Below are 18692 nucleotides of genomic sequence, written 5' to 3' on the forward strand. Positions count from 1 at the left end.
CTCGCAATGACAAAACCCAAACACCATACTAATCATGAAACCTGAAATCTTACAAAAAATTCTTGAAGAAGATATTCTTTCAGCAGCATCAAAAGAGAAACTTTCTGCTTTGCATGATCGTATTTCGTCCAAAGAATTTTCGGATCTTCTGGATGCGGAAGGCAATCAATACATAGAATTTGTGCAGGAAGGCGGAGGAGTTTGGGGAAGCGCACTGGTTGGTTATTTGTACGGTCTCGAAATTTTCGGAATCCGATTTCTGAAAGTAGCAGGAACAAGTGCCGGTGCAATAAATACCATGCTGATTGCCGCCTGCAAAACAAAAGAAGAAATGAAAAGTGAAGTCATTAAAGACATTCTTTTCAAATGGAATTTTGCTGATTTTATGGATGGTAAATCGTATGTGAAAACTACCATTCATTCGATGCTGAATAATAAAAATTTCATAAAAACCAATGCCATTATTGCGGGTATTGTTATGTTAATTCTTGTCATCATGCCTTTTGTTATTTCTTCCGAAACGACATTGAACGCAAAACTGCTTTTTTTAGTGCCAATCATTCCTATTATCATTGCATTTTTTTATTTCAGAAAATTATACAATGACCTGAAGAAAGCCAACTCAGGACTAAATCCCGGAAATACTTTTCTGAATCAAATGAAAGAAGTGTTAGAAAGTTTTGAAGTAAAAACGGTTGCCGGACTCAACAAAAAATTTGTGCAATCGGGAAAAGATCTCAATCTGAATTACCGTTACGGAAACGAAATGCAGTATTATAACAATGCTTTAAGCAGTATCGAAGAAATCAGAGCAAACAATTCTGAGCATATTGACAAAATCAGATATAAAATTTTCTACGACAGTGCCGTAAACAACGAATATTATAAACAAGATCCTTTTTATTTATTGCAATCAGAATACATTGTCATCACAACAGATATTAATGCGAAAATAAAAGTTGAACTTCCGACAATGGCCAATTTATACTGGTCTGAAGAAGAGCTGAAACACATCAGTCCGGCAGAATTTGTTCGTGCTTCGATGTCTGTTCCTTTCTTTTTTGAGCCTTTCCAAAAGAGAATTGATAAAGATGATACTTCTGTAAAATATGCGTGGAAATTCTGGATGAATACGAAGCAGGAAGACATCAATCCTGTCGGAATTTTTATTGATGGCGGGAGTATTTCAAACTTCCCGATTGACCTTTTCCATTCGGCAGATATATTTTATCCGAGAATGCCCTTGTTTGGGGTACAGCTTACCAGCGATTCCGATATTCTTTCAGAAAAAGGAAAAACAAGTGAAGAAATTCTGAAATCACCTTTATCTTTTGCCGGAAATATCATCAGCACATTGAAAGGTTTCAACGATAAAACTTTTCTCACCAAACATACTTTTTATCACCTCTTCAGCATCCAAACCGTCAATTGCGGAACGAGCAGCTGGCTGAATTTCTTCATGAAAAAAGAGGAAAAAGAAGAACTTTTCAACCGAGGTTTTTCGGCTGCATTAGATTTCCTCAATAATTTTGAATGGGATAAATATAAGTGCGAAAGAATGATGCTGTCGATGAAAGAGAAAAAGATTTTGAAGGAAGAAGACACGCCAACGGTGGGGTAATAATAAAATTTTAAATTAATCAACAAAAAATGATCAATAAATTAGAGTTAAGAGCATCGCTAGAAATCCCAATTTTAGAAGCAAGCACTGCAGAAGAGAATTTTCAAAACCAAACTTTGCGTCCCATTTTAAAACTACAGAACGACCTGTATTGGGAACTATTTATTAATTATGCTGTTCGTCAAAATGCAGATTTCAATTCTTTATCAGCAACGAAAAAAAGCAACTTTATAGAACAAAGCCTTCAGAAAGACAACGTATTAAAAAACACATGCATCGGAATAACTATCGGGATGTTTACACTGTCAGAGCTTGAAATATATAATTCTGAAAGCAAAGTATTTAACAAAAGGATTATCACGATGTTGATTGAAAGATTGAAGAGCCAGATTAATAATAATTTGTAATTTAATATATTGAAAATAAATTTTTATCTTCAATATAAATAAAAACTACTTATGAAATATATCTGCCAATGCTGCGGTGGAGAAAAAGAGGATTGGCCTGCAATAGCTTACTCTGCACCCTACCCTTATTTTCACTTAACTGAAGAAGAATTGAAAAATTCTGAACTGACTTCGGATTTATGTATAATTAGATATTCAGATGAAACATGCTATTTCGTCCGCACCGTTCTCGTTCAGGAAGTAAATGAAAGTTGTCAGGATCTTGATTATGGAATTTGGGTTTCATTAAGCGAAAAAAGTTTTAATGAATATGTTGAAAATTATGATAATAAAGAGTTTGAAGGTGAATGTTTTGGATGGCTTGCGAGTTATTTCCATAATTATGATTTTAATGAAAATATTCCGACAGATGTTTTTATCAATAATAAAATAGGAAGACCTTTTGTTTACCCTCACGAAAGCTGCGACCATCCTTTTGTAAAAGATTTTTATAATGGAATTTCAAAAGAAGAAGCAGAAAAGAGAATTAATAAAGTTTTAAATAAATAATATGAACTGGATCATATCTAAAATATGAATTTCATACCAATTTACATGAGATTTTAAAACCAATTTGGGAAGATCTTTCTGAATATAATTGGGTTATAGCAGACTTAGATTTTATTTCCTCAGCCACCCCTTAAAAACCTTCGTCAGAAAAGGCATCACAATCCATGTTAGAATACCGACCATAGAAGTGGCAACAATAAAAATTCTTAGAAATACATTCCAGTCTTTCATCCAATGGGCGATGGTGAAATTAAGGAAAATACTTGTTGGAAAAACACCGCATAGTGTTACCAGAGCCATTTTCCAGCGTGGCGGTGCAGATGGTGAACGAAACCACGCTTCCAGTCCTGTAAGATCACGATAAACAGTATCTTCAGTAAGCATACTTGCGTATTCCTCCCATTTCCTGAAAAGTTCAGAATTGTAAAAATCGTTCTTTTCTTTTTCATCTTTGAATGTTCTCAGAATTCCGATTTCATTTTTACCGTCTTCTTTCAGCGAGGTAATCATCATTGCACCATGAACACCGTCACGGGTAAATGATTTTCCTAAAAATTGCTGTAAAGCAGCTTCAAATTCCTTTTCTTTTCCGGGAAGTACTTTTCTGGTAATGGCAACGTGAATCGGCATAGATCTTAATTTTCCAATAAAATTAATTATTTAAAATATAATTACAAATGTATCGTTGATCAGAAAATCAAAATTCATCAAACCTTCATCCACATCGGATCATGTTTTAAAACCTCATCAAAAACAGGACAATTTTCATCGTGACAGCCTTTCAAGTAGCCGATGCTCATTAAAAACTCATTCACGATTTCTCCACCTGTAAACTTGAAGGTTTTCTTAAAAAGTTTCATCCACTCGGGCAAGGTTTTCGGATGATGATGTTCCAGCCATTTTTCAAACGAGCCGAATTCCTGTTGCAAACCGATGATGGTTTTGGCGTTTTCGATGGCAGCATTAACCTTTAATTTATTTCTGATAATTCCGGGATCTGCCAATAATCTTTCACGCTCGGTTTCTGTGTAAGACGCTACTTTTTGAATGTCAAAATTATCGTATGCTTTTCTGAAACTCTCTTCTTTCTTTAGAATCGTTTCCCAGCTCAAACCCGCCTGATTAATTTCCATAATCAGTCTTCCGAACAATTCATTATCATCATGAATCGGAAATCCATAATAATTGTCGTGATAGTTCTTATGAAGCTCTATCCTACTTTCGGGCTGCATTCCTTTGATGGCTGAACAATAACTCATTTCAGTATATTTTCTGTTTTGGTTAAAAATTTTTCTAAGGTTTCTTTACCTCAATTCCGGTTCGTTCTGCTAAGATAATGAGCCACCGGATATTTTCGGCTATTTTAGGTTCTAATATATTATCCTGTTTTATTTATTTTGAAATGATTGTCTGAACTCATTAGGAGTTAATTCAGTTTTCTTTTTAAATAATTTACTGAAAGACTGCGGATGTTCAAAACCCAGTTGATACGCCGTTTCTGAGACAGAGAACTGCTCATTCGACAAATATTCCTTTGCCTTTGCTATCAGTTTATCATGAATATGATGCTGTGCATTTTGTCCTGTGTGCAAACGGAGCATATCACTTAAATATCTTGCGGTAAGATTTAGTTCTGTGGCCAGATATTCTACTGAGGGAAGGCCCTGAAGGCTTTTTTCCTGATCAAAATAATCATCAAGAATTTTTTCCATTTTTGAAACTAAATCATTATTCACTGCTTTTCTGGTGATAAATTGCCGGTTGTAAAAACGATTGCTGTATGTCAACAATAGTTCAATCTGGGAAATAATCACATCCTGACTGAACTGGTCTATTCTCTCATTCAATTCATTTTGAATAGTACCGAAAATACCGACAACAGTTTTCTTCTCTTTTTCAGAAAGATAAAGCGCTTCTGCCGCCGAGTAAGAAAAGAATCCGTACTTTTTTATTTTCTGAGTTAAAGAATATGGCTGTAGAAAATCGGGGTGAATGTGTAATGACATTCCGCTGTAATCAGCTTCTTCCTGATCCATTTTTAAAATCTGCCCGGGCGAAACAAAAGACATTCCGCCTTCCTGAAAATCATAATATCCCTGTCCGTATTTTATCTTTCCATTGAATTTGGTCTTCAATGAAATTTTATAAAAATCAAGCTTTATTCCGTTTTCAAAGTCTTTAGGATCGAAAACAGCTTCTCCATAATTAATCAGACCAATCAAAGGATGCAACGGTGGAGATTGCCCCATCGCTTCATGCAATGCCGACAAAGATTTGAAATGAACCGGTGACTTTACTGTTTTCATAAGACAAAGATACTATGTGTTGCTGACAACTATCTGTCAGGAGAGAATTTTATGATGAATTTTGCTGTGCAAATGAATGTTGAATTCATTAATTCGTTAATTTTTCTGATATTATTTAAAAATTCAGAGGTACGAATTCACTATTAACCATTCACTCTAAAATATAAATCCTTCTTTTGTTTTTTGAACCTGGTTTTCTACTCCGTTCGCCATTCTATCATTATATAATGCATTGGCATCTTTCCCGGCAATATATCGTAACTGCCCTTTCCCATCTGTGGCCGCTTCATAAATAATCTGCGCAATATCTTCCGGTTTTGAATAATTGGCAATCTGTTCCGGGCTGTATCCTTCCTGAACTTTTGAAATTAATTTCCCATACGATTCATGAAAAGCACCATCCAGAGAACGTCCTGCAAAATCAGTCTGAATACCGCCCGGAGCAACTACTTTTACCTTGATATTAAACTGAGCCAATTCGTAAGCAAGAGATTCCGAAAAACCGTCAACAGCAAATTTTGTGGCACTGTAAACCGAACAGGTCGGAAAACCCATCAGCCCAAAAGTGGAGGTAACATTAATTAAAACTCCGTCTTTTTTGTCTCTGAAATATGGCGTGAATGCTTTTGTTAAACGGATCACTCCCATTAAATTGGTTTCAATCTGTTTGTGAATCTGCTCATCCGTAAAAGCTTCCAACGGTCCGATTAAACCATATCCCGCATTGTTTAAAACCACATCAATGGAATGATTTTCCAGCGCTTCGGCAATGGTGTATTCCAATTCATTTTTTTTTGAAACATCAAGTTTTAGAATCGTAACATTTTCCAATTGGTTCAATTCCGTTTCTTTTTCCGGATTTCTCATGGTGGCAATAACGTTCCAGCCTTTTGACTGAAATAATTTTGCGGTTGTTTTTCCTAATCCTGATGATGCGCCTGTAATAAAAATTGTTTTTTGCATTTCTAATTTTGTTTAAAATTGATACTGCAAATGTCTTTATAAACGCCCATCCTGATGTAGCCGAATTGAGTTTGTTTGTAGTTGTTTTGACGAATCTTAATTATAATTAGTATCTGAATTTCTTTATTTTCCGTAATTTAGTTTTATTAAAAACCAATCACACCATGAAAAATCCTATTCTTTTTATTATTGTTTTGTTATTTACAAATCTTGGAAATCACCTACACGCACAGAAAATATCAGACGGTGAAACCGTTGATATTAACGGGATGAAAGTGAGTTTTAACATCACGAATAAAGAAAGCATCCAGGTGAGCGGAAAATCTTTTGACCGCTACAAAGTTTCTGCTTCTGTAAAAAATACATCCGATAAATCGTATAACATCCGGCTTTCTTCGTATCCTCAGATTGTGACGAATATTGACATCGCCGAACTTGACTGCATTAATGCTACGGGAGCAAAACTCACTTCAAAAAAGATTCAGCTGAAAATGAAAGCGCAGATGATTAATGTATCATATTCCGCTTATGACAAATCAGGAAAATACACAACCAATATAATCCCAATCATCGGAAGTTATTATTTTGATTCCGGAGATACGATAAGTGATGATGCTATCTTTATTGTTCCGCAAGGTGAGAAACCTGATGTGAATGTAAGAAGCCTTAGATAAAAAAATAATCCTCCAAATATTTTTCGGAGGATTTTTTTTATTTCAATAAGATTTAGTGCATTGCTTCACTCAGATCTATTTTTTCTTTGCTTTTTCGTTCTTTTACAAACAGAATAAACGGAATACAGATAAGAAACGCTATTCCCAGATAAAGGAAAACATCCATATAGGAAAGTACCGTTGCCTGTTTCGTTACCGACAGATCGAGCATTTTGTAAGCCGCATTCAGTGCAGCATCGGGAGTCATTCCTTTTGCCATGAAACTTCCTTTTAAAGCCTGTAATCTCTGCTGAACTGCAAAATCGGTTTCATCGAGGTGAGAAATTAAATTTACCCTGTATCTCTGGCTCGCATTGGCAATAAATGTGGTAATTGCTGCAATTCCGAAAGAACCTCCCAACTGTCTCATCATTCCTGTGAAAGCCGCACCTTGTCCGATTTCCTGCCCTTTTAAGGTACTCAATGACAATGACGTAATCGGGATGAATAATAATCCAAGACCTGCTCCCCTTACCATCAACATCCAGAAAAAGGCTTCCTTACTTGTATCGGGAGTCAAAATTTTGTATCCCCAGAAACTATAGATAAAGAATACAAATAGTCCTAAAGCTACCAAAATCTGCTGTTTGGCTCCTTTTGAAAGCAATCGACCGATAATCGGCATCATGAAAGCAGTCGTTAATGCCGCCGGAATCATCAAAGCTCCCGATTGCAAAGCCGTCCAACCCAAAATACTCTGCGTATATAAAGGAACGATAAATGTAGAACCATATAAACCAAATCCGAGTACAAAGGACATGGCGGTACCAATCCGTAGATTACTGTTCTTTAAAACCCTTAGCTCCACAATCGGGTATTTAAAGGTAAGTTCTCGCCACAGGAACAAAATAAACCCTAAAACTGCTGAAGCGGTAAATAATACAATCCATCCACTTGCAAACCAGTCTTCTTCATGACCCCTTTCCAAGATATATTGTAATGAACCAACGGTGATTGCCAGCAATCCAATACCAATCCAGTCGACATCAGAAGCTTTACGTTTTTCGGCATATTTCGGGCTTTTCACAAATTGAAGCGTCATCAAAGTCGCAGCAATCCCGATGGGAATATTAATATAGAAAATATACGGCCAGCTGAAATTATCAACGATATATCCTCCCAATGGCGGACCTAATGTTGGTCCGATAATTACTCCCAGACCATAAATCGCCTGTGCCATACTTCGTTTTTCAACAGGATATGATTCTGTAATAATCGTCTGCGAAGTTACCAATAGTGCTCCCCCGCCGATACCCTGGCATAGTCTGAAAAATACCAGTTCCCAAATATTTGTTGCGTTTCCACATAAAAATGAAAATATGGTAAATATAATAATGGAAGCTGCGAAATAATTTCTTCGTCCAAACTGCTGAGACAACCAGCTCGTCATGGGTACAACAATTACGTTACCAATGGCATACGCAGTGATTACCCAGCCAACTTCAGAAAGTGTAGCTCCCAGGTTCCCCTTCATTTCATTCAGGGCAACATTTACAATCGTGGAATCTACAATTTCCAGCAAAGCACAAAGAATGGCTGTAATCGTGATGATTACTCTTCGGGCTCCATATTCTACTAATGAATCTTGCATAGTTTTTTATAGGTATTAAAAAATCAAGAGATTATGAGATTCGGAATTTCAACAATCAGAACAGGTATTTTTACGAACTAACTTTGTTCTTGGTAATCGTTGAGTTTCTCTATTAATAGGGTTAAAAAAATTCAGGTTTTTAGCAAAGCCGATAAAGAAATTACTTTTTAATGTTTAAATTATACATTTACTCATTAAAAATCCCTTTAATACAGATTTCCAAATCTCTTAATTTCTTAATATTTTAATTATTTTTTAAAAGTGAATTGTCAGTTATCTTTCTACAAGTAGTCTTTACTTCTTCATTTCCAACCCATCATTGATTTCATCTTCACATCCGACATCAACTTCATCGTCAGTTTCTTCAGCATTAATTCCATCTTCAACATCAACTCCATTTTTTCTTCTGCATTACTGAATCCTCTGCAAATCGGCATCAATTCCATTATCAATTGTACAACATCATTTCAGTCACATTTGACTTTCCTCTGCAAAACTGACAATTCACTTATTATTTTATTATTTCAAAGAAACCTCTGCTTTCACATTCATTCCGGTTCTTAATCTTTTTGCAATGTTCTTATCAAGATTCACAAAATCGATTTTTACAGGAAGTCTTTGAACCACTTTTACGAAGTTCCCACTTGCGTTATCCGGAGGAAGAATGGAGAATGTAGAACCAGTTGCAGGAGAAAATGAACTTACAACCCCTTCAAAATCCTGATCAGGGAAGGCATCAATTTCAATTTTCACTTTCTGTCCTTCTACCATTTTATCAACCTGAGTTTCTTTAAAGTTTGCCACCACCCATTTCTGATCGTTTTTAACTAAAGAAAACAACTGCGAACCTGCCTGTAAATATTGTCCTGCCTGGATTGGAACTTTACCCACAAAACCATCTTCAGGAGCAACAATTACTGTATATGATAAGTTTAATTTTGCATTTTCTACATCCACTTCTCTTTGTTTAGCTACAGAACCTGCAACACTGATCTGTTGAGAACTCGCCGCCGTTTGAGAAGAAGCAATATTTGTTTGCTGAGCAATCTGATTTCTTTGATCAATTAAAACCTGTAACTGTCTGTCAGCCGTTTGTTTTGCTGCCAATGCCTGCTCATATTGCTGTTCTGTAATCGAATGATCTTTTACCAATACAGAATATCTTTTTAAATCCTGTGCCGTTTTCCAAACATTTACTTTTGCTGCTTCGATCTGTGCATTTGCCGTTGTCACCGCAGCTTGAGATGAACCTATATTTTTTGAAGTTGCCGTTGTAGAAGCTTCTGCATTTGAGATATTGCTCTTCGCCGTTGTTAACGCTGCCTGAGCTTGTTCCAAAGCCATTTTCTGGTCTCTGTTATCTAAAACAACCAATGTATCTCCTTTCTTTACCATTTGGTTATCCTTCACTTTCACCTGAGTTACATATCCTGAAATTTTAGAAATTACAGGTGACATATTGGAAGTAATCTGGGCATCATCAGTCTCTTCGTGAACCTGCCCGTAAGAGTAAGTTCTATATCCGTAAATTCCTCCACCGATTAAAACAACCGCTAAAATGATAGGGAACACTAAACTTTTTTTCTTTTTAGGTTCAGTTGCTTGTGTAGTATTATTTTCCATTATTGGTATCGTTCTTAATTATTTAATTGTTAAAGTTCCTGTAGTCTGTAATAGTTTTCTATATGCCAGTGCAGCATCTGCTTTTGCATTAATTACTCCGACATTTGCAGCAATCTGAGCGGCATCTGCATCCAGCAATTCCGTCATGGTTGCCAATCCGTTGTCATATTTATTTTTTGTAATTCTGTAATTTTCGTTAGCCTGTTCTGCAGATTTTTCAAAAACCGAGATTCTCTTTTTCGAGTAATCGGTGTTCTGATATTCTCTGTTTACATCAAGCTTAATATTGTCATTTAATAGTTCATTGGTCGCCGACAATTGCATTTCTCTTGCTTTTGACTGCTTTAATGATGAATTCTGTTTCCAGATATTAGATAAATTGTAAGAAATCCCGACTCCGACATTTACCGCATTATAAATCGTTAAAAACTTAGGAATATCTGCAGCAACATAACCACCTGTAAATGCTATAGAAGGAAGATTCTCAGCTTTTGCCGACTTTGTTCCCAATGCTGCCGCCTGTCTCTGTTTGTCTAAAGACTGAAGATCCTTACGGTTTTCTCTTGCTTCATTCAAATAAAAATCAACTGCTTTTACTTCTGAACCCTCTTCGATATAATTTTGGTCAACTTCAATTTCTGTAGTTTCAGGAATTCCAAGCAACAAATCCATATTAATGTTGGCGATATTGTAATTATTTTTGGCTTCCAATAATTGCAATTCGATGTTTGAAGTCTGAAGATTTGCCTTTAAACGGTCGTTTCTCGCAATTACGCCGTTATTTTCAAGCTTTAAGAAAGTCTCATCTCTCTTTTGAGAAGCGGTAAGATTTTCCTCTAAAACTTTGATAGATTGATTGGCTTTAAATAAATTGTTATAAGCCTGAGCAACGTTATAAGCAATTGCAACTTTATCGTTTTCTGTATTTAATTTTGATGCTTCTACTAAATATTTTGCAGATTCAATTCCGTATTTTATTTTTCCGCCACTATAGATGGGAACACTAAGATTAGCAGAACCAAATGCTACCTGATGAACTTCGGGACCTCCATCTCCGGAAACACCAGGAAGTTTTATATTAACGTTCGGTTTTAATGGAAGATACAGGTAGCTTGCTGAAACTTTAAGTTCCGGTAGTTGTCTGTTTTTGGCTTCCAAAAGATCTGCAGTAGCCTCTTCAATTTTTGCGGCATCAATCTTCAGATTCTTGCTGTTTTGAATACCCAACTGCACGGCTTCATCAAGAGTGAGTGTTTTTTTCTCCTGAGCATTTGCGTTTGCAAACCCTACGAATAGAGCTAATGCAAGGACTGAGTTATTTATTTTCTTCATAACCTAGAAGGTCTTTTAGTAAATATTTAATATGTTTATTAAGTTCTGTGTAATATTTTTCGTCGAAAACATCTTCCTCATCAGTATCATTCAAAAATTCCTTATACATTTCCTTTGCATTTGATGCGTAAAATAACGTTCCGCTCACTGTAGAATGAAGCAGATAAATAGGCGGATTTTTGGTAAAAATTCCTTTTTCAAGTCCGCTTTCCAGTATTTTGGAATACATTCCGATAAATCCCATTTTCGTCTGTTTCAGGTATTCAACGATTTGTGGGTTTTCTGCGTGAAGCTGTTCTCTCTGCATGATTCTGTAAAAACACTTATGATTTCTTACTTTACCTGCAAATTCATCTACAATTCTTTCAATTTTTTCCCATTCATTAATATCCGTTCTTTCTACAACATCTTTTGAAAAAAACTGTCCTGCATTCATTCTGTACTCTACCAACTTCTCGTACAATTTTTCCTTTGATCCGAAGTAGTAAGAGATCATAGAAATATTCACATTTGCAGCTTTGGCAATCTCCCGGGTGGAAGTTCCCTCGAATCCTTTTTCAGCGAAAAGAATTTCGGCGGCAAACAATATATTTTCTTCTTTTGAAATCATTTTTGTATTATCATTTTTTCAAGGGGCAAATTTACATCAGATTTTTGACAAATCAAACGATTGATTGATTTTTAATTAAATTTTAATTTATTTTTAATATTGACCTATGTAAACCTCTGATTATATACGAGCTAAAGATGATATAAGTTTTAAATACGTATAGAAAATTCAGACCAAAATAATGCTGAAATTGATTTTTTTCAGATATTTTCTTTCCAGATGTTTGTTAAAAACAGAAAACTCCGACAGATGTCGAAGTTTTATTTATGAATTCTTGTGAATATATCTCGATAATTTTATTCCTAAATCTGTCCAGACTATTTTAGGATTTCCGTTTCTGGTAAGATGCAGATCTGCTGTGCTTATTTCCTCCAGAATACTTTCAATATTGGCACCACTGATGAATTTTGAAAAACCAATCCAATTAAAGCCGTTGGCATCAATTTTTTTATACACTAAACTCTCCGACTGATAATTCTGAAGCAAAGCCAATCTGAAAATTTCTGAACAGTAATTTAAAAAGTTCTTTTGCTTTTCTCTGTTCCAGCCGGCAATTTCCCTTGCCCAAAGAATAATATTTTTCAAAAAAGCTGGTTTCTTTTTCACCATAAAAGCATCACGAACCCATTGTATAAAAAAGGTTTCAAACTCATCGCTTTTATTTCCGGACTGTAACAATTTAATCGCAATATTTAAATCTCCCTGAGCCTGATGGATAACCTCTCCTATTTTGTCATTGGAAATATTGAAATTTGTCTTAAGGTAAATTTCTAAATCTTCGTCAATAATTCTCGGAACTTCCACGATTTGTGTTCTGGAAAGAATTGTAGGAAGCATATCCTCTGCAGATTCTGCCGTCAGCAGGATAATTGTTTTGGCAGGTGGTTCTTCCAGAAATTTCAGAAATTTATTGGATGCAGAGATATTCATTTTATCGGCTCTCCAAACAATAAGAATCTTGGTTCCACCCTCGAAACTTTTCAATGAAAATTTTTGATTCTGATCGTCTATTTCGTCTGCAGAAATAAATAACTGCTTGTTTTCAGATTCTAAGAATGCCGTCCAATCATCATAACTTGAATAAGGAGATTTAATGATCATTTCACGGAACTCTTCAAATTTATTTTTGCTTAATGAGTTTCTGTTATCCGTAAAAACCGGAAAGCTGAAATGTAAATCTAAGTGATTCAAATGCTCAACTTTTGAAGCCGCATGTGCATTTTCTCCCTGAAGAACTTCTTTTGCATACGCTAAAACCATCGGCAAGGTTCCATAACCTTCTTTTCCTACGAAAAGTTGGGCATGGCTTACTCTGTTTTCGGCGATACTTTCTTTTAGAAGTTTTTTCAGGTTTTCCTGTCCGGCGATGTTCTCCCAATTCATGTTTCAAAGATATGAAAATTGTAAATTGATAGAATGTGAATTTTACTTTGTAAATGAATTTCGCTCTGTAAGTGAATGATAAATTTCAACATTATAGTTTAATTATGATAGTAAAATTCACCAGTAAAGCGAATTGTCAGTTTATCTTTCACTATAATTATCGCTATTCATCGTCCTTAACAAACTTTAACCTCATATAATTTTTACAATTCATTAATATTTAAGATATTTGCGCATTATTTTAAAAATAAAGAATGAAAAAAATCTTTGTACTATCATTCATATCAGTTGGATATTTCTTAAATGCGCAAAACCTGAGTAACTCACCTTACGCAACTTACGGAATTGGAGATGTAAAATATGATAATACGATTGAAACTGCCTCTATGGGAGGTATATCAACTGCATTCATTAGTGATTTCACTAGTAATTTTAATTTTGCAAACCCAGCAAATAACGCAAATTTCGAGCTTACAAGTATAAAGCTGGAAGCTACCAACGAAAACAATTATTTCAAAACTGATTATAATAATACGAAGGCTACAAAACATTCTACGTATTTATCTAATATTTCATTGGCTTTTCCTTTGTCTCAAAAGCTGAAAATGGGACTTTCTTATCAACCTTATAGTTCAAAAAGTTATGATATCCTAAGCCCGATAACGACTACTACAGAAGGAACTGTAACCACTATAGGAGCCAACAGATTTAAAGGAAGCGGAACTTTGAATACCGCTCAGATTGCTTTAGGATATAAAGTAAACGATAAATTTGCAGTGGGAGTAAGAGCTAATTATTATTTTGGAAACCTTTACGATCTTAATGAATTAGCATATGCTGATGCAGAATTGATTAACGGTTATGAAACAAAGAATAATATCAAAAACTTCAACTTTACATTAGGAGCGAGCTATCAAAATTTAAATACAAGTACTGACAGAAAATTTACATTGGGAGCTACGACTACTTTTGGAAACACAAGTAAAATGAGCGCTGATTATAGAAACACTACTTATTTCTATGACGCCACAGGAACTGTAAAAAATAATGAGACAGTAATAGAAGAAAAAAATACAAGCACTAAAAATCTTCTCCCTTTACAAGCATCCATTGGTGCGGGATACGGAGAAGAAAACAAATGGTTTGTATCTTTGCAGGGAGATTATAAAAAAGGAGAATCTATTAATAATTTTGGAACGACAATAGATCTACAGGATACGTACAGAATTTCTGCCGGAGGTTGGTATCTACCTAATTACAACAATTTCAGAAGCTATTTTTCAAGAATCGTTTACAGATATGGTGCTTTCTATGAGAGAGGAAATCTTTCTATCAACGATGCTGGTAAGCTTGATCCAAACGGAACAAGTATTAACAAAGTCGGTATTTCTGCCGGTGTTCTTCTTCCATTCAAAACCAGCAGTATCACAAGAATGAGCGGTCTTGAGTTGGGTATAGAATTAGGAAAAAGAGGAACCACCAAAAATAATCTGATCAATCAAAACTACGTTAACGTAAGAGTTGGTTTCAATTTTGCTGATAAATGGTTCAGAAAGACTTTATATAACTAAAATGAAGTTGTTCAAAAACATATCATATAAAAAAAATATAGCATACCTTTTTAGTTGTGCTATATTTTTTATAATAACATCCTGTGAAGAGGATCTTACCAAATCGAAAGGTAATGAGAATAAAAATTTCCCTTCTGAGGTAATTAAAAATGCAAATATTATTCAAAGAGATTCGGGATTTATAACATTGAAAGCGAAAGCTCCACTTATTGAAAAATATCAATTAATTGACAGTCCATATACCGTTGCTAAAAAAGGAATTGATATTCAGTTTTTTGATAAGAAAAATCCAAAAGTTCCCGGAACGATTAAAGCAGATTATGCCAGAATTTTTGAATATAAAAAGTTCTACGAAGCAAAAGGTAATGTGAAAATTACAACCAATGAAGGTCAAAAATTTGCCATGCAAAGCGTTTATTGGGATCAGAGAAAAAACCGCATCTACACTCACGACACGGTTTACGTAACAACAGAAGATGGTTCTACACTAATCGGAACCCACGGAATGACGGCTAAAGATGATTTCTCAGAATACGTTTTTTATCAAAATTCGGGAGACTTCAGCACCAGCAAATTATCAGAATCTAAAAAATAAATCTATGATTTTCCAGGCTATTGGCTTAATGTCCGGAACGAGTTTAGATGGCTTGGATATTTGCTTTGTCAAGTTTGAAAAAACAACATCTTGGAATTTTGAAATTGTAAAAGCTGAAACAGTTCCCTATCCTTCATATTGGGAAGATCAACTCAAAAATTCTATCCATTTTTCTGCTGAAAAACTATTGGAACTCAATTCAGAATATGGCTTTTATTTAGGGGAAACGGTTAAAAATTTTATTCAAAAACATCAGCTTGAAGATATAGATTTAATTGCTTCTCATGGTCATACCGTATTTCATCAGCCTCATAAAAAATTCACTCTGCAAATTGGCGACGGAAGAGCCATTAAAATAGAAACAGGCTTACCTGTAATTTATGATTTCCGAAGTCAGGATGTTTTAATGGGCGGAAACGGTGCTCCCCTTGTCCCAATCGGTGACGAATTATTATTTTTTCAATATGATGCCTGTCTCAATTTAGGTGGATTTTCCAACATATCCTTAAAAGTTAACAATCAAAGAATAGCTTTCGATATTGCTCCAGTCAATATTGTCTTGAATCTTTTTGCTCAAAAATTCAACAAAAATTTTGATGAAAATGGTGATTTAGCACGAAAAGGGACAATTAATAAAGATTTGTTGGCAAAATTAAATTCATTAGAATTTTACAATCAATCTTATCCAAAATCATTAGGAATTGAATGGTGCAATGAAAATATTTTTCCGTTATTTGAAAGTATTGAAGCAATAGATATTCTGGCAACCTTTACTGAACATATTGCTCAGCAGATTTCAAACGTTTTTAATGAATATCAACTAAAAAATGTTCTTTTTACGGGTGGTGGAACTTTTAACCACTATTTAATTGAAAAAATTAAGTCTAAAACCAACACCGAAATTATCATTCCTGAAAAACAGATCATTGAATATAAAGAAGCTTTAATCTTCGCATTGATGGGTATTTTAAGATTGAATAATGAAATAAACATACTTTCATCTTCAACGGGAAGTTCGCAGGATCACAGTTCGGGAATTATCGCATAAAAAAACCTCCATTTCTGAAGGTTCCTATTTTATTTATAAGCTTCGATCTTATCTGTCAAAGTATTGATAAAATTCTGCAGTGGTTTTTCCACCATCATTTTGATAAACGGATTAAATTTTCCTTCAAACAACATCTGAACTTCTGTCTGATTTTCATTAAGAGGATTCAAAGTTGCAGTGAGAGAAAAGTCTAAACTTGAACTTGCAGACTTCAAAACTGCCTTTTGATCATTCACTTCATCAATTTTCAAAGCAATTTCAGGCATTCCCTGAAGACCAAATTTGAAGCCATCTTCTCTTGTTTCAAACTTCTGAAGCCCGTCCGGCATAAAATCTTTATAATTTTCAGGAGATTTTAGTACTTCAACCAACTCTTTAGATGATTTATTGACAATAATTTTTCGTCCTTCTAAATTCATTTCTTTATTTTTGTATTTAATTCTTAATTATTACAAATGTATAAAGTTTTTGTCAACGAAAAAAAATTATTGCTGTCTGCACAATCAGAAAATCTGGAAAAGACGCTTGAATACGAAAACTTCACAAGCCTGGAGATCGCTTTGGATCTTTTAGAGAATACATCTGTAAAGGAATTGAACGTTTTCGGTGAAAATATTGACGAAATCTGGTCTGAATTCCAAAAGCTTTTTAGAATTGTTGAAGCTGCTGGAGGACTTGTTAATAATCCTGACGGCGAAATTCTTTTCATTAAAAGATTAGGAAAATGGGATCTTCCGAAGGGGAAAATGGAGAAAGGTGAATCCCGCGAGGAATCTGCTGTGAGAGAAATTGAAGAAGAAACCGGACTAAAAGATGTTGAATTGATACAATTTATCAATACTACTTATCATATTTATGTCGAAAGAAATGGTAAAAAAATCTTGAAGTGTACGCATTGGTTTGAGATGAATTTCGATGGTGAAGACACTTCAAAACCACAGATTGAAGAAGGAATTACTGAAGTTGCCTGGAAAAATGCCGATCAAATTGAGCATGAAGTTTTTCCAAGCACTTTCAAGAATATCAAACTGATTGTAAAAGAATTCAGAAGTACACAAAGCCCTAAATAAAATCTAAGGATTTTTCTAACGCAATTCCTCTTGAACCTTTTAATAAAATATTTTCCGACTGGATTTTGTTCAGTTTTAGATATTCTATTAATTCGGCCGTACTTTCAAAAGCTTTTTGAGAGGAATTTACAGTTTTAAAGTTTTTCCCGACGGTAATAATTTCGTTAAAACCCAGTTCTAGAGCCAGCTTCAGAATATTTTCGTGCTCTTGTTCGCTTTCTTCACCAAGTTCAAGCATATCACCAATAATGATTGTTTTTGATCCTTCAAAAGTTATAAAATTAAGCAAAGAAGCATTCATGGAACTTGGATTTGCGTTGTAAGTATCCAAAACTAAAGTTCTCCCTTCTTTTTTCACTACCTGAGAACGCATATTTGTCGGAACATAATTTTCAATAGCGTGTTTTATCTTTTTAAAATCAATTCCGAAATGAAGTCCTAAACTCGCAGCAGCGCAAAGATTGGTGAAATTATACTCTCCGGTAAGTTTTGAAACAGCTTTTGTACTTCCATACATCAAACCAACAAAAAGCTCTTCCGAAAATAATTCAAACTGATAATCTGAAATTTCTTTTCCGAAGGTAATTTTTGGCGTATAATTTTCAGTTTTTTCAACCTGAATAGGATCATTTTCATTCACAACAATTGTCTGCTGATGATTTTTAAGATAATCATACAACTCAGATTTACCTTTAATTACACCTTCAAATCCTCCAAAACCTTCCAAATGTGCCTTACCGAAATTGGTAATATAACCAAAATCAGGCTGACAAATAGAACATAGAAGTTCGATTTCCTTTTGATGATTGGCACCCATTTCAATAACAGCTATTTCATGTTTCGGTTTAATGGAAAGGATTGTTAAAGGAACTCCTATATGATTATTCAAATTTCCGAGCGTATACTGAACAGTGAATCTCTCTGAAAGAACCGCATGAATAATTTCTTTCGTAGTCGTTTTACCATTGCTTCCTGTAAGTCCAATAACAGGAATATTCAACTGCTTCCTATGATGAACCGCCAATTCCTGTAAAAATTCCAGTGTTGAACAAGCATAGAATATATTTTTAGCTTTATTTTCAAAATCCTGCTGTTCAACAATTACTGCTAAAGCACCTTTTTCGATAGCCTGATCAGCAAAGGTCGCTGCATTGAAATTTTCACCGGAAAAAGCAAAGAAAATATCATTCTTACCAATTCTTCTGCTATCGATAGTTACGTGTTCAGACTGTAAAAATAAAGGATAAAACTGTTCTATATTCATAGTTCAAAAATAAAAAAACCTTCCATAATTATGGAAGGTTTTTGAA

Annotated in this window: 20 protein-coding genes; 8 read left to right on the forward strand and 12 right to left on the reverse strand. The window is 34.6% G+C overall.

The features are described 5' to 3' along the window. Positions 1-34: 34 nt before the first annotated feature. From ASG22_RS03475 to ASG22_RS03485, 3 genes are read left to right on the forward strand one after another with little or no spacing between them, the layout of a single operon-like run. The gene (locus tag ASG22_RS03475) at positions 35-1621 is read left to right on the forward strand and encodes a patatin-like phospholipase family protein (RefSeq protein WP_055980657.1); all 1587 of its coding nucleotides are present in this window, start codon (positions 35-37) and stop codon (positions 1619-1621) included. A gap of 29 nt (positions 1622-1650) precedes the next feature. Further along, positions 1651-2028, forward strand: a complete 378-nt coding sequence (locus ASG22_RS03480; RefSeq protein WP_055980660.1) for a hypothetical protein — start codon at positions 1651-1653, stop codon at positions 2026-2028. Between the two features lie 51 nt (positions 2029-2079). Continuing rightward, positions 2080-2577 (forward strand): DUF2199 domain-containing protein, encoded by a 498-nt coding sequence (locus ASG22_RS03485; RefSeq protein ID WP_055980663.1) that lies wholly within the window; start codon positions 2080-2082, stop codon positions 2575-2577. 111 nt (positions 2578-2688) lie between these two features. Here ASG22_RS03485 and ASG22_RS03490 read toward each other — a convergent pair whose 3' ends face one another. From ASG22_RS03490 to ASG22_RS03505, 4 genes are all read right to left on the reverse strand, one after another. Continuing rightward, positions 2689-3207 carry an antibiotic biosynthesis monooxygenase gene (locus ASG22_RS03490; protein WP_055980666.1) on the reverse strand — a complete coding sequence of 173 codons (519 nt, stop codon included), beginning with the start codon at positions 3205-3207 and terminating at the stop codon, positions 2689-2691. 77 nt (positions 3208-3284) lie between these two features. Next, on the reverse strand, positions 3285-3836 hold the full coding sequence (locus ASG22_RS03495) for a DNA-3-methyladenine glycosylase I (RefSeq protein ID WP_055980669.1): 552 nt from the start codon (positions 3834-3836) through the stop codon (positions 3285-3287). Positions 3837-3965: 129 nt separating this feature from the next. Further along, entirely contained in the window at positions 3966-4883 is a 918-nt protein-coding gene (locus ASG22_RS03500) for a helix-turn-helix domain-containing protein (protein ID WP_055980671.1), read from the reverse strand. Between the two features lie 156 nt (positions 4884-5039). After that, entirely contained in the window at positions 5040-5846 is an 807-nt protein-coding gene (locus tag ASG22_RS03505) for an SDR family oxidoreductase (protein ID WP_055980673.1), read from the reverse strand. 164 nt (positions 5847-6010) lie between these two features. Between ASG22_RS03505 and ASG22_RS03510 the strand changes: the two genes are divergently transcribed. Next, on the forward strand, positions 6011-6520 hold the full coding sequence (locus ASG22_RS03510) for a hypothetical protein (protein ID WP_055980676.1): 510 nt from the start codon (positions 6011-6013) through the stop codon (positions 6518-6520). 52 nt (positions 6521-6572) lie between these two features. On the opposite strand, the gene ASG22_RS03515 is transcribed toward ASG22_RS03510, so the two are convergent. From ASG22_RS03515 to ASG22_RS03535, 6 genes are all read right to left on the reverse strand, one after another. Continuing rightward, complete coding sequence (locus ASG22_RS03515) at positions 6573-8150, reverse strand: DHA2 family efflux MFS transporter permease subunit (protein ID WP_055980679.1); 1578 nt, start codon at positions 8148-8150, stop codon at positions 6573-6575. A 302-nt stretch (positions 8151-8452) separates the two neighbouring features. After that, positions 8453-8587 carry a hypothetical protein gene (locus tag ASG22_RS21445; protein WP_262483941.1) on the reverse strand — a complete coding sequence of 45 codons (135 nt, stop codon included), beginning with the start codon at positions 8585-8587 and terminating at the stop codon, positions 8453-8455. A gap of 82 nt (positions 8588-8669) precedes the next feature. Then, on the reverse strand, positions 8670-9773 hold the full coding sequence (locus ASG22_RS03520; RefSeq protein ID WP_055980682.1) for an HlyD family secretion protein: 1104 nt from the start codon (positions 9771-9773) through the stop codon (positions 8670-8672). Between the two features lie 18 nt (positions 9774-9791). Then, positions 9792-11105, reverse strand: coding sequence for a TolC family protein (locus tag ASG22_RS03525; RefSeq protein ID WP_055980684.1), 1314 nt, complete (start codon positions 11103-11105; stop codon positions 9792-9794). Next, entirely contained in the window at positions 11089-11715 is a 627-nt protein-coding gene (locus ASG22_RS03530; RefSeq protein ID WP_055980686.1) for a TetR/AcrR family transcriptional regulator, read from the reverse strand. Before ASG22_RS03530 ends, ASG22_RS03525 begins: the two co-directional genes overlap by 17 nt. 264 nt (positions 11716-11979) lie before the next feature. Further along, on the reverse strand, positions 11980-13098 hold the full coding sequence (locus ASG22_RS03535) for an ATP-binding protein (protein ID WP_055980689.1): 1119 nt from the start codon (positions 13096-13098) through the stop codon (positions 11980-11982). A gap of 254 nt (positions 13099-13352) precedes the next feature. Between ASG22_RS03535 and ASG22_RS03540 the strand changes: the two genes are divergently transcribed. The 3 genes from ASG22_RS03540 to ASG22_RS03550 are packed head-to-tail and all read left to right on the forward strand — an operon-like array spanning position 13353 to position 16312. Next, entirely contained in the window at positions 13353-14669 is a 1317-nt protein-coding gene (locus ASG22_RS03540; RefSeq protein ID WP_055980694.1) for a hypothetical protein, read from the forward strand. A 1-nt stretch (position 14670) separates the two neighbouring features. Beyond that, positions 14671-15264: an LPS export ABC transporter periplasmic protein LptC gene (locus ASG22_RS03545; RefSeq protein WP_055980697.1), complete on the forward strand. Its 594-nt coding sequence runs from the start codon at positions 14671-14673 to the stop codon at positions 15262-15264. Between the two features lie 4 nt (positions 15265-15268). Continuing rightward, positions 15269-16312 carry an anhydro-N-acetylmuramic acid kinase gene (locus tag ASG22_RS03550; RefSeq protein WP_055980834.1) on the forward strand — a complete coding sequence of 348 codons (1044 nt, stop codon included), beginning with the start codon at positions 15269-15271 and terminating at the stop codon, positions 16310-16312. A 29-nt stretch (positions 16313-16341) separates the two neighbouring features. Here the strand turns inward: ASG22_RS03550 and ASG22_RS03555 are convergent, their stop codons facing one another. Then, complete coding sequence (locus tag ASG22_RS03555; protein ID WP_055980700.1) at positions 16342-16731, reverse strand: hypothetical protein; 390 nt, start codon at positions 16729-16731, stop codon at positions 16342-16344. Positions 16732-16767: 36 nt separating this feature from the next. On the opposite strand from ASG22_RS03555, the gene ASG22_RS03560 reads away from it, so the two are divergent. After that, a complete protein-coding gene (locus ASG22_RS03560) occupies positions 16768-17382 on the forward strand; it encodes an NUDIX hydrolase (RefSeq protein ID WP_055980703.1) in 615 nt (204 codons plus the stop codon). Here ASG22_RS03560 and murF read toward each other — a convergent pair. Continuing rightward, the gene (gene murF / locus ASG22_RS03565; RefSeq protein WP_055980706.1) at positions 17375-18646 is read right to left on the reverse strand and encodes a UDP-N-acetylmuramoyl-tripeptide--D-alanyl-D-alanine ligase; all 1272 of its coding nucleotides are present in this window, start codon (positions 18644-18646) and stop codon (positions 17375-17377) included. The two genes, ASG22_RS03560 and murF, sit on opposite strands and share 8 nt — an antisense overlap. Positions 18647-18692 lie beyond the last annotated feature (46 nt).

The sequence above is a fragment of the Chryseobacterium sp. Leaf405 genome, from assembly GCF_001425355.1.
In the GTDB taxonomy this organism is placed as follows: domain Bacteria; phylum Bacteroidota; class Bacteroidia; order Flavobacteriales; family Weeksellaceae; genus Chryseobacterium.

Excerpts from the sequence above, each read along its gene's own strand:
- ASG22_RS03475 (WP_055980657.1), top strand. The coding sequence starts at position 35 with ATGAAACCTGAAATCTTACAAAAAATTCTTGAAGAAGATATTCTTTCA.
- ASG22_RS03480 (WP_055980660.1), top strand. The coding sequence starts at position 1,651 with ATGATCAATAAATTAGAGTTAAGAGCATCGCTAGAAATCCCAATTTTA.
- ASG22_RS03485 (WP_055980663.1), top strand. The coding sequence starts at position 2,080 with ATGAAATATATCTGCCAATGCTGCGGTGGAGAAAAAGAGGATTGGCCT.
- ASG22_RS03490 (WP_055980666.1), bottom strand. The coding sequence starts at position 3,207 with ATGCCGATTCACGTTGCCATTACCAGAAAAGTACTTCCCGGAAAAGAA.
- ASG22_RS03495 (WP_055980669.1), bottom strand. The coding sequence starts at position 3,836 with ATGAGTTATTGTTCAGCCATCAAAGGAATGCAGCCCGAAAGTAGGATA.
- ASG22_RS03500 (WP_055980671.1), bottom strand. The coding sequence starts at position 4,883 with ATGAAAACAGTAAAGTCACCGGTTCATTTCAAATCTTTGTCGGCATTG.
- ASG22_RS03505 (WP_055980673.1), bottom strand. The coding sequence starts at position 5,846 with ATGCAAAAAACAATTTTTATTACAGGCGCATCATCAGGATTAGGAAAA.
- ASG22_RS03510 (WP_055980676.1), top strand. The coding sequence starts at position 6,011 with ATGAAAAATCCTATTCTTTTTATTATTGTTTTGTTATTTACAAATCTT.
- ASG22_RS03515 (WP_055980679.1), bottom strand. The coding sequence starts at position 8,150 with ATGCAAGATTCATTAGTAGAATATGGAGCCCGAAGAGTAATCATCACG.
- ASG22_RS21445 (WP_262483941.1), bottom strand. The coding sequence starts at position 8,587 with ATGCCGATTTGCAGAGGATTCAGTAATGCAGAAGAAAAAATGGAGTTG.
- ASG22_RS03520 (WP_055980682.1), bottom strand. The coding sequence starts at position 9,773 with ATGGAAAATAATACTACACAAGCAACTGAACCTAAAAAGAAAAAAAGT.
- ASG22_RS03525 (WP_055980684.1), bottom strand. The coding sequence starts at position 11,105 with ATGAAGAAAATAAATAACTCAGTCCTTGCATTAGCTCTATTCGTAGGG.
- ASG22_RS03530 (WP_055980686.1), bottom strand. The coding sequence starts at position 11,715 with ATGATTTCAAAAGAAGAAAATATATTGTTTGCCGCCGAAATTCTTTTC.
- ASG22_RS03535 (WP_055980689.1), bottom strand. The coding sequence starts at position 13,098 with ATGAATTGGGAGAACATCGCCGGACAGGAAAACCTGAAAAAACTTCTA.
- ASG22_RS03540 (WP_055980694.1), top strand. The coding sequence starts at position 13,353 with ATGAAAAAAATCTTTGTACTATCATTCATATCAGTTGGATATTTCTTA.
- ASG22_RS03545 (WP_055980697.1), top strand. The coding sequence starts at position 14,671 with ATGAAGTTGTTCAAAAACATATCATATAAAAAAAATATAGCATACCTT.
- ASG22_RS03550 (WP_055980834.1), top strand. The coding sequence starts at position 15,269 with ATGATTTTCCAGGCTATTGGCTTAATGTCCGGAACGAGTTTAGATGGC.
- ASG22_RS03555 (WP_055980700.1), bottom strand. The coding sequence starts at position 16,731 with ATGAATTTAGAAGGACGAAAAATTATTGTCAATAAATCATCTAAAGAG.
- ASG22_RS03560 (WP_055980703.1), top strand. The coding sequence starts at position 16,768 with ATGTATAAAGTTTTTGTCAACGAAAAAAAATTATTGCTGTCTGCACAA.
- murF (WP_055980706.1), bottom strand. The coding sequence starts at position 18,646 with ATGAATATAGAACAGTTTTATCCTTTATTTTTACAGTCTGAACACGTA.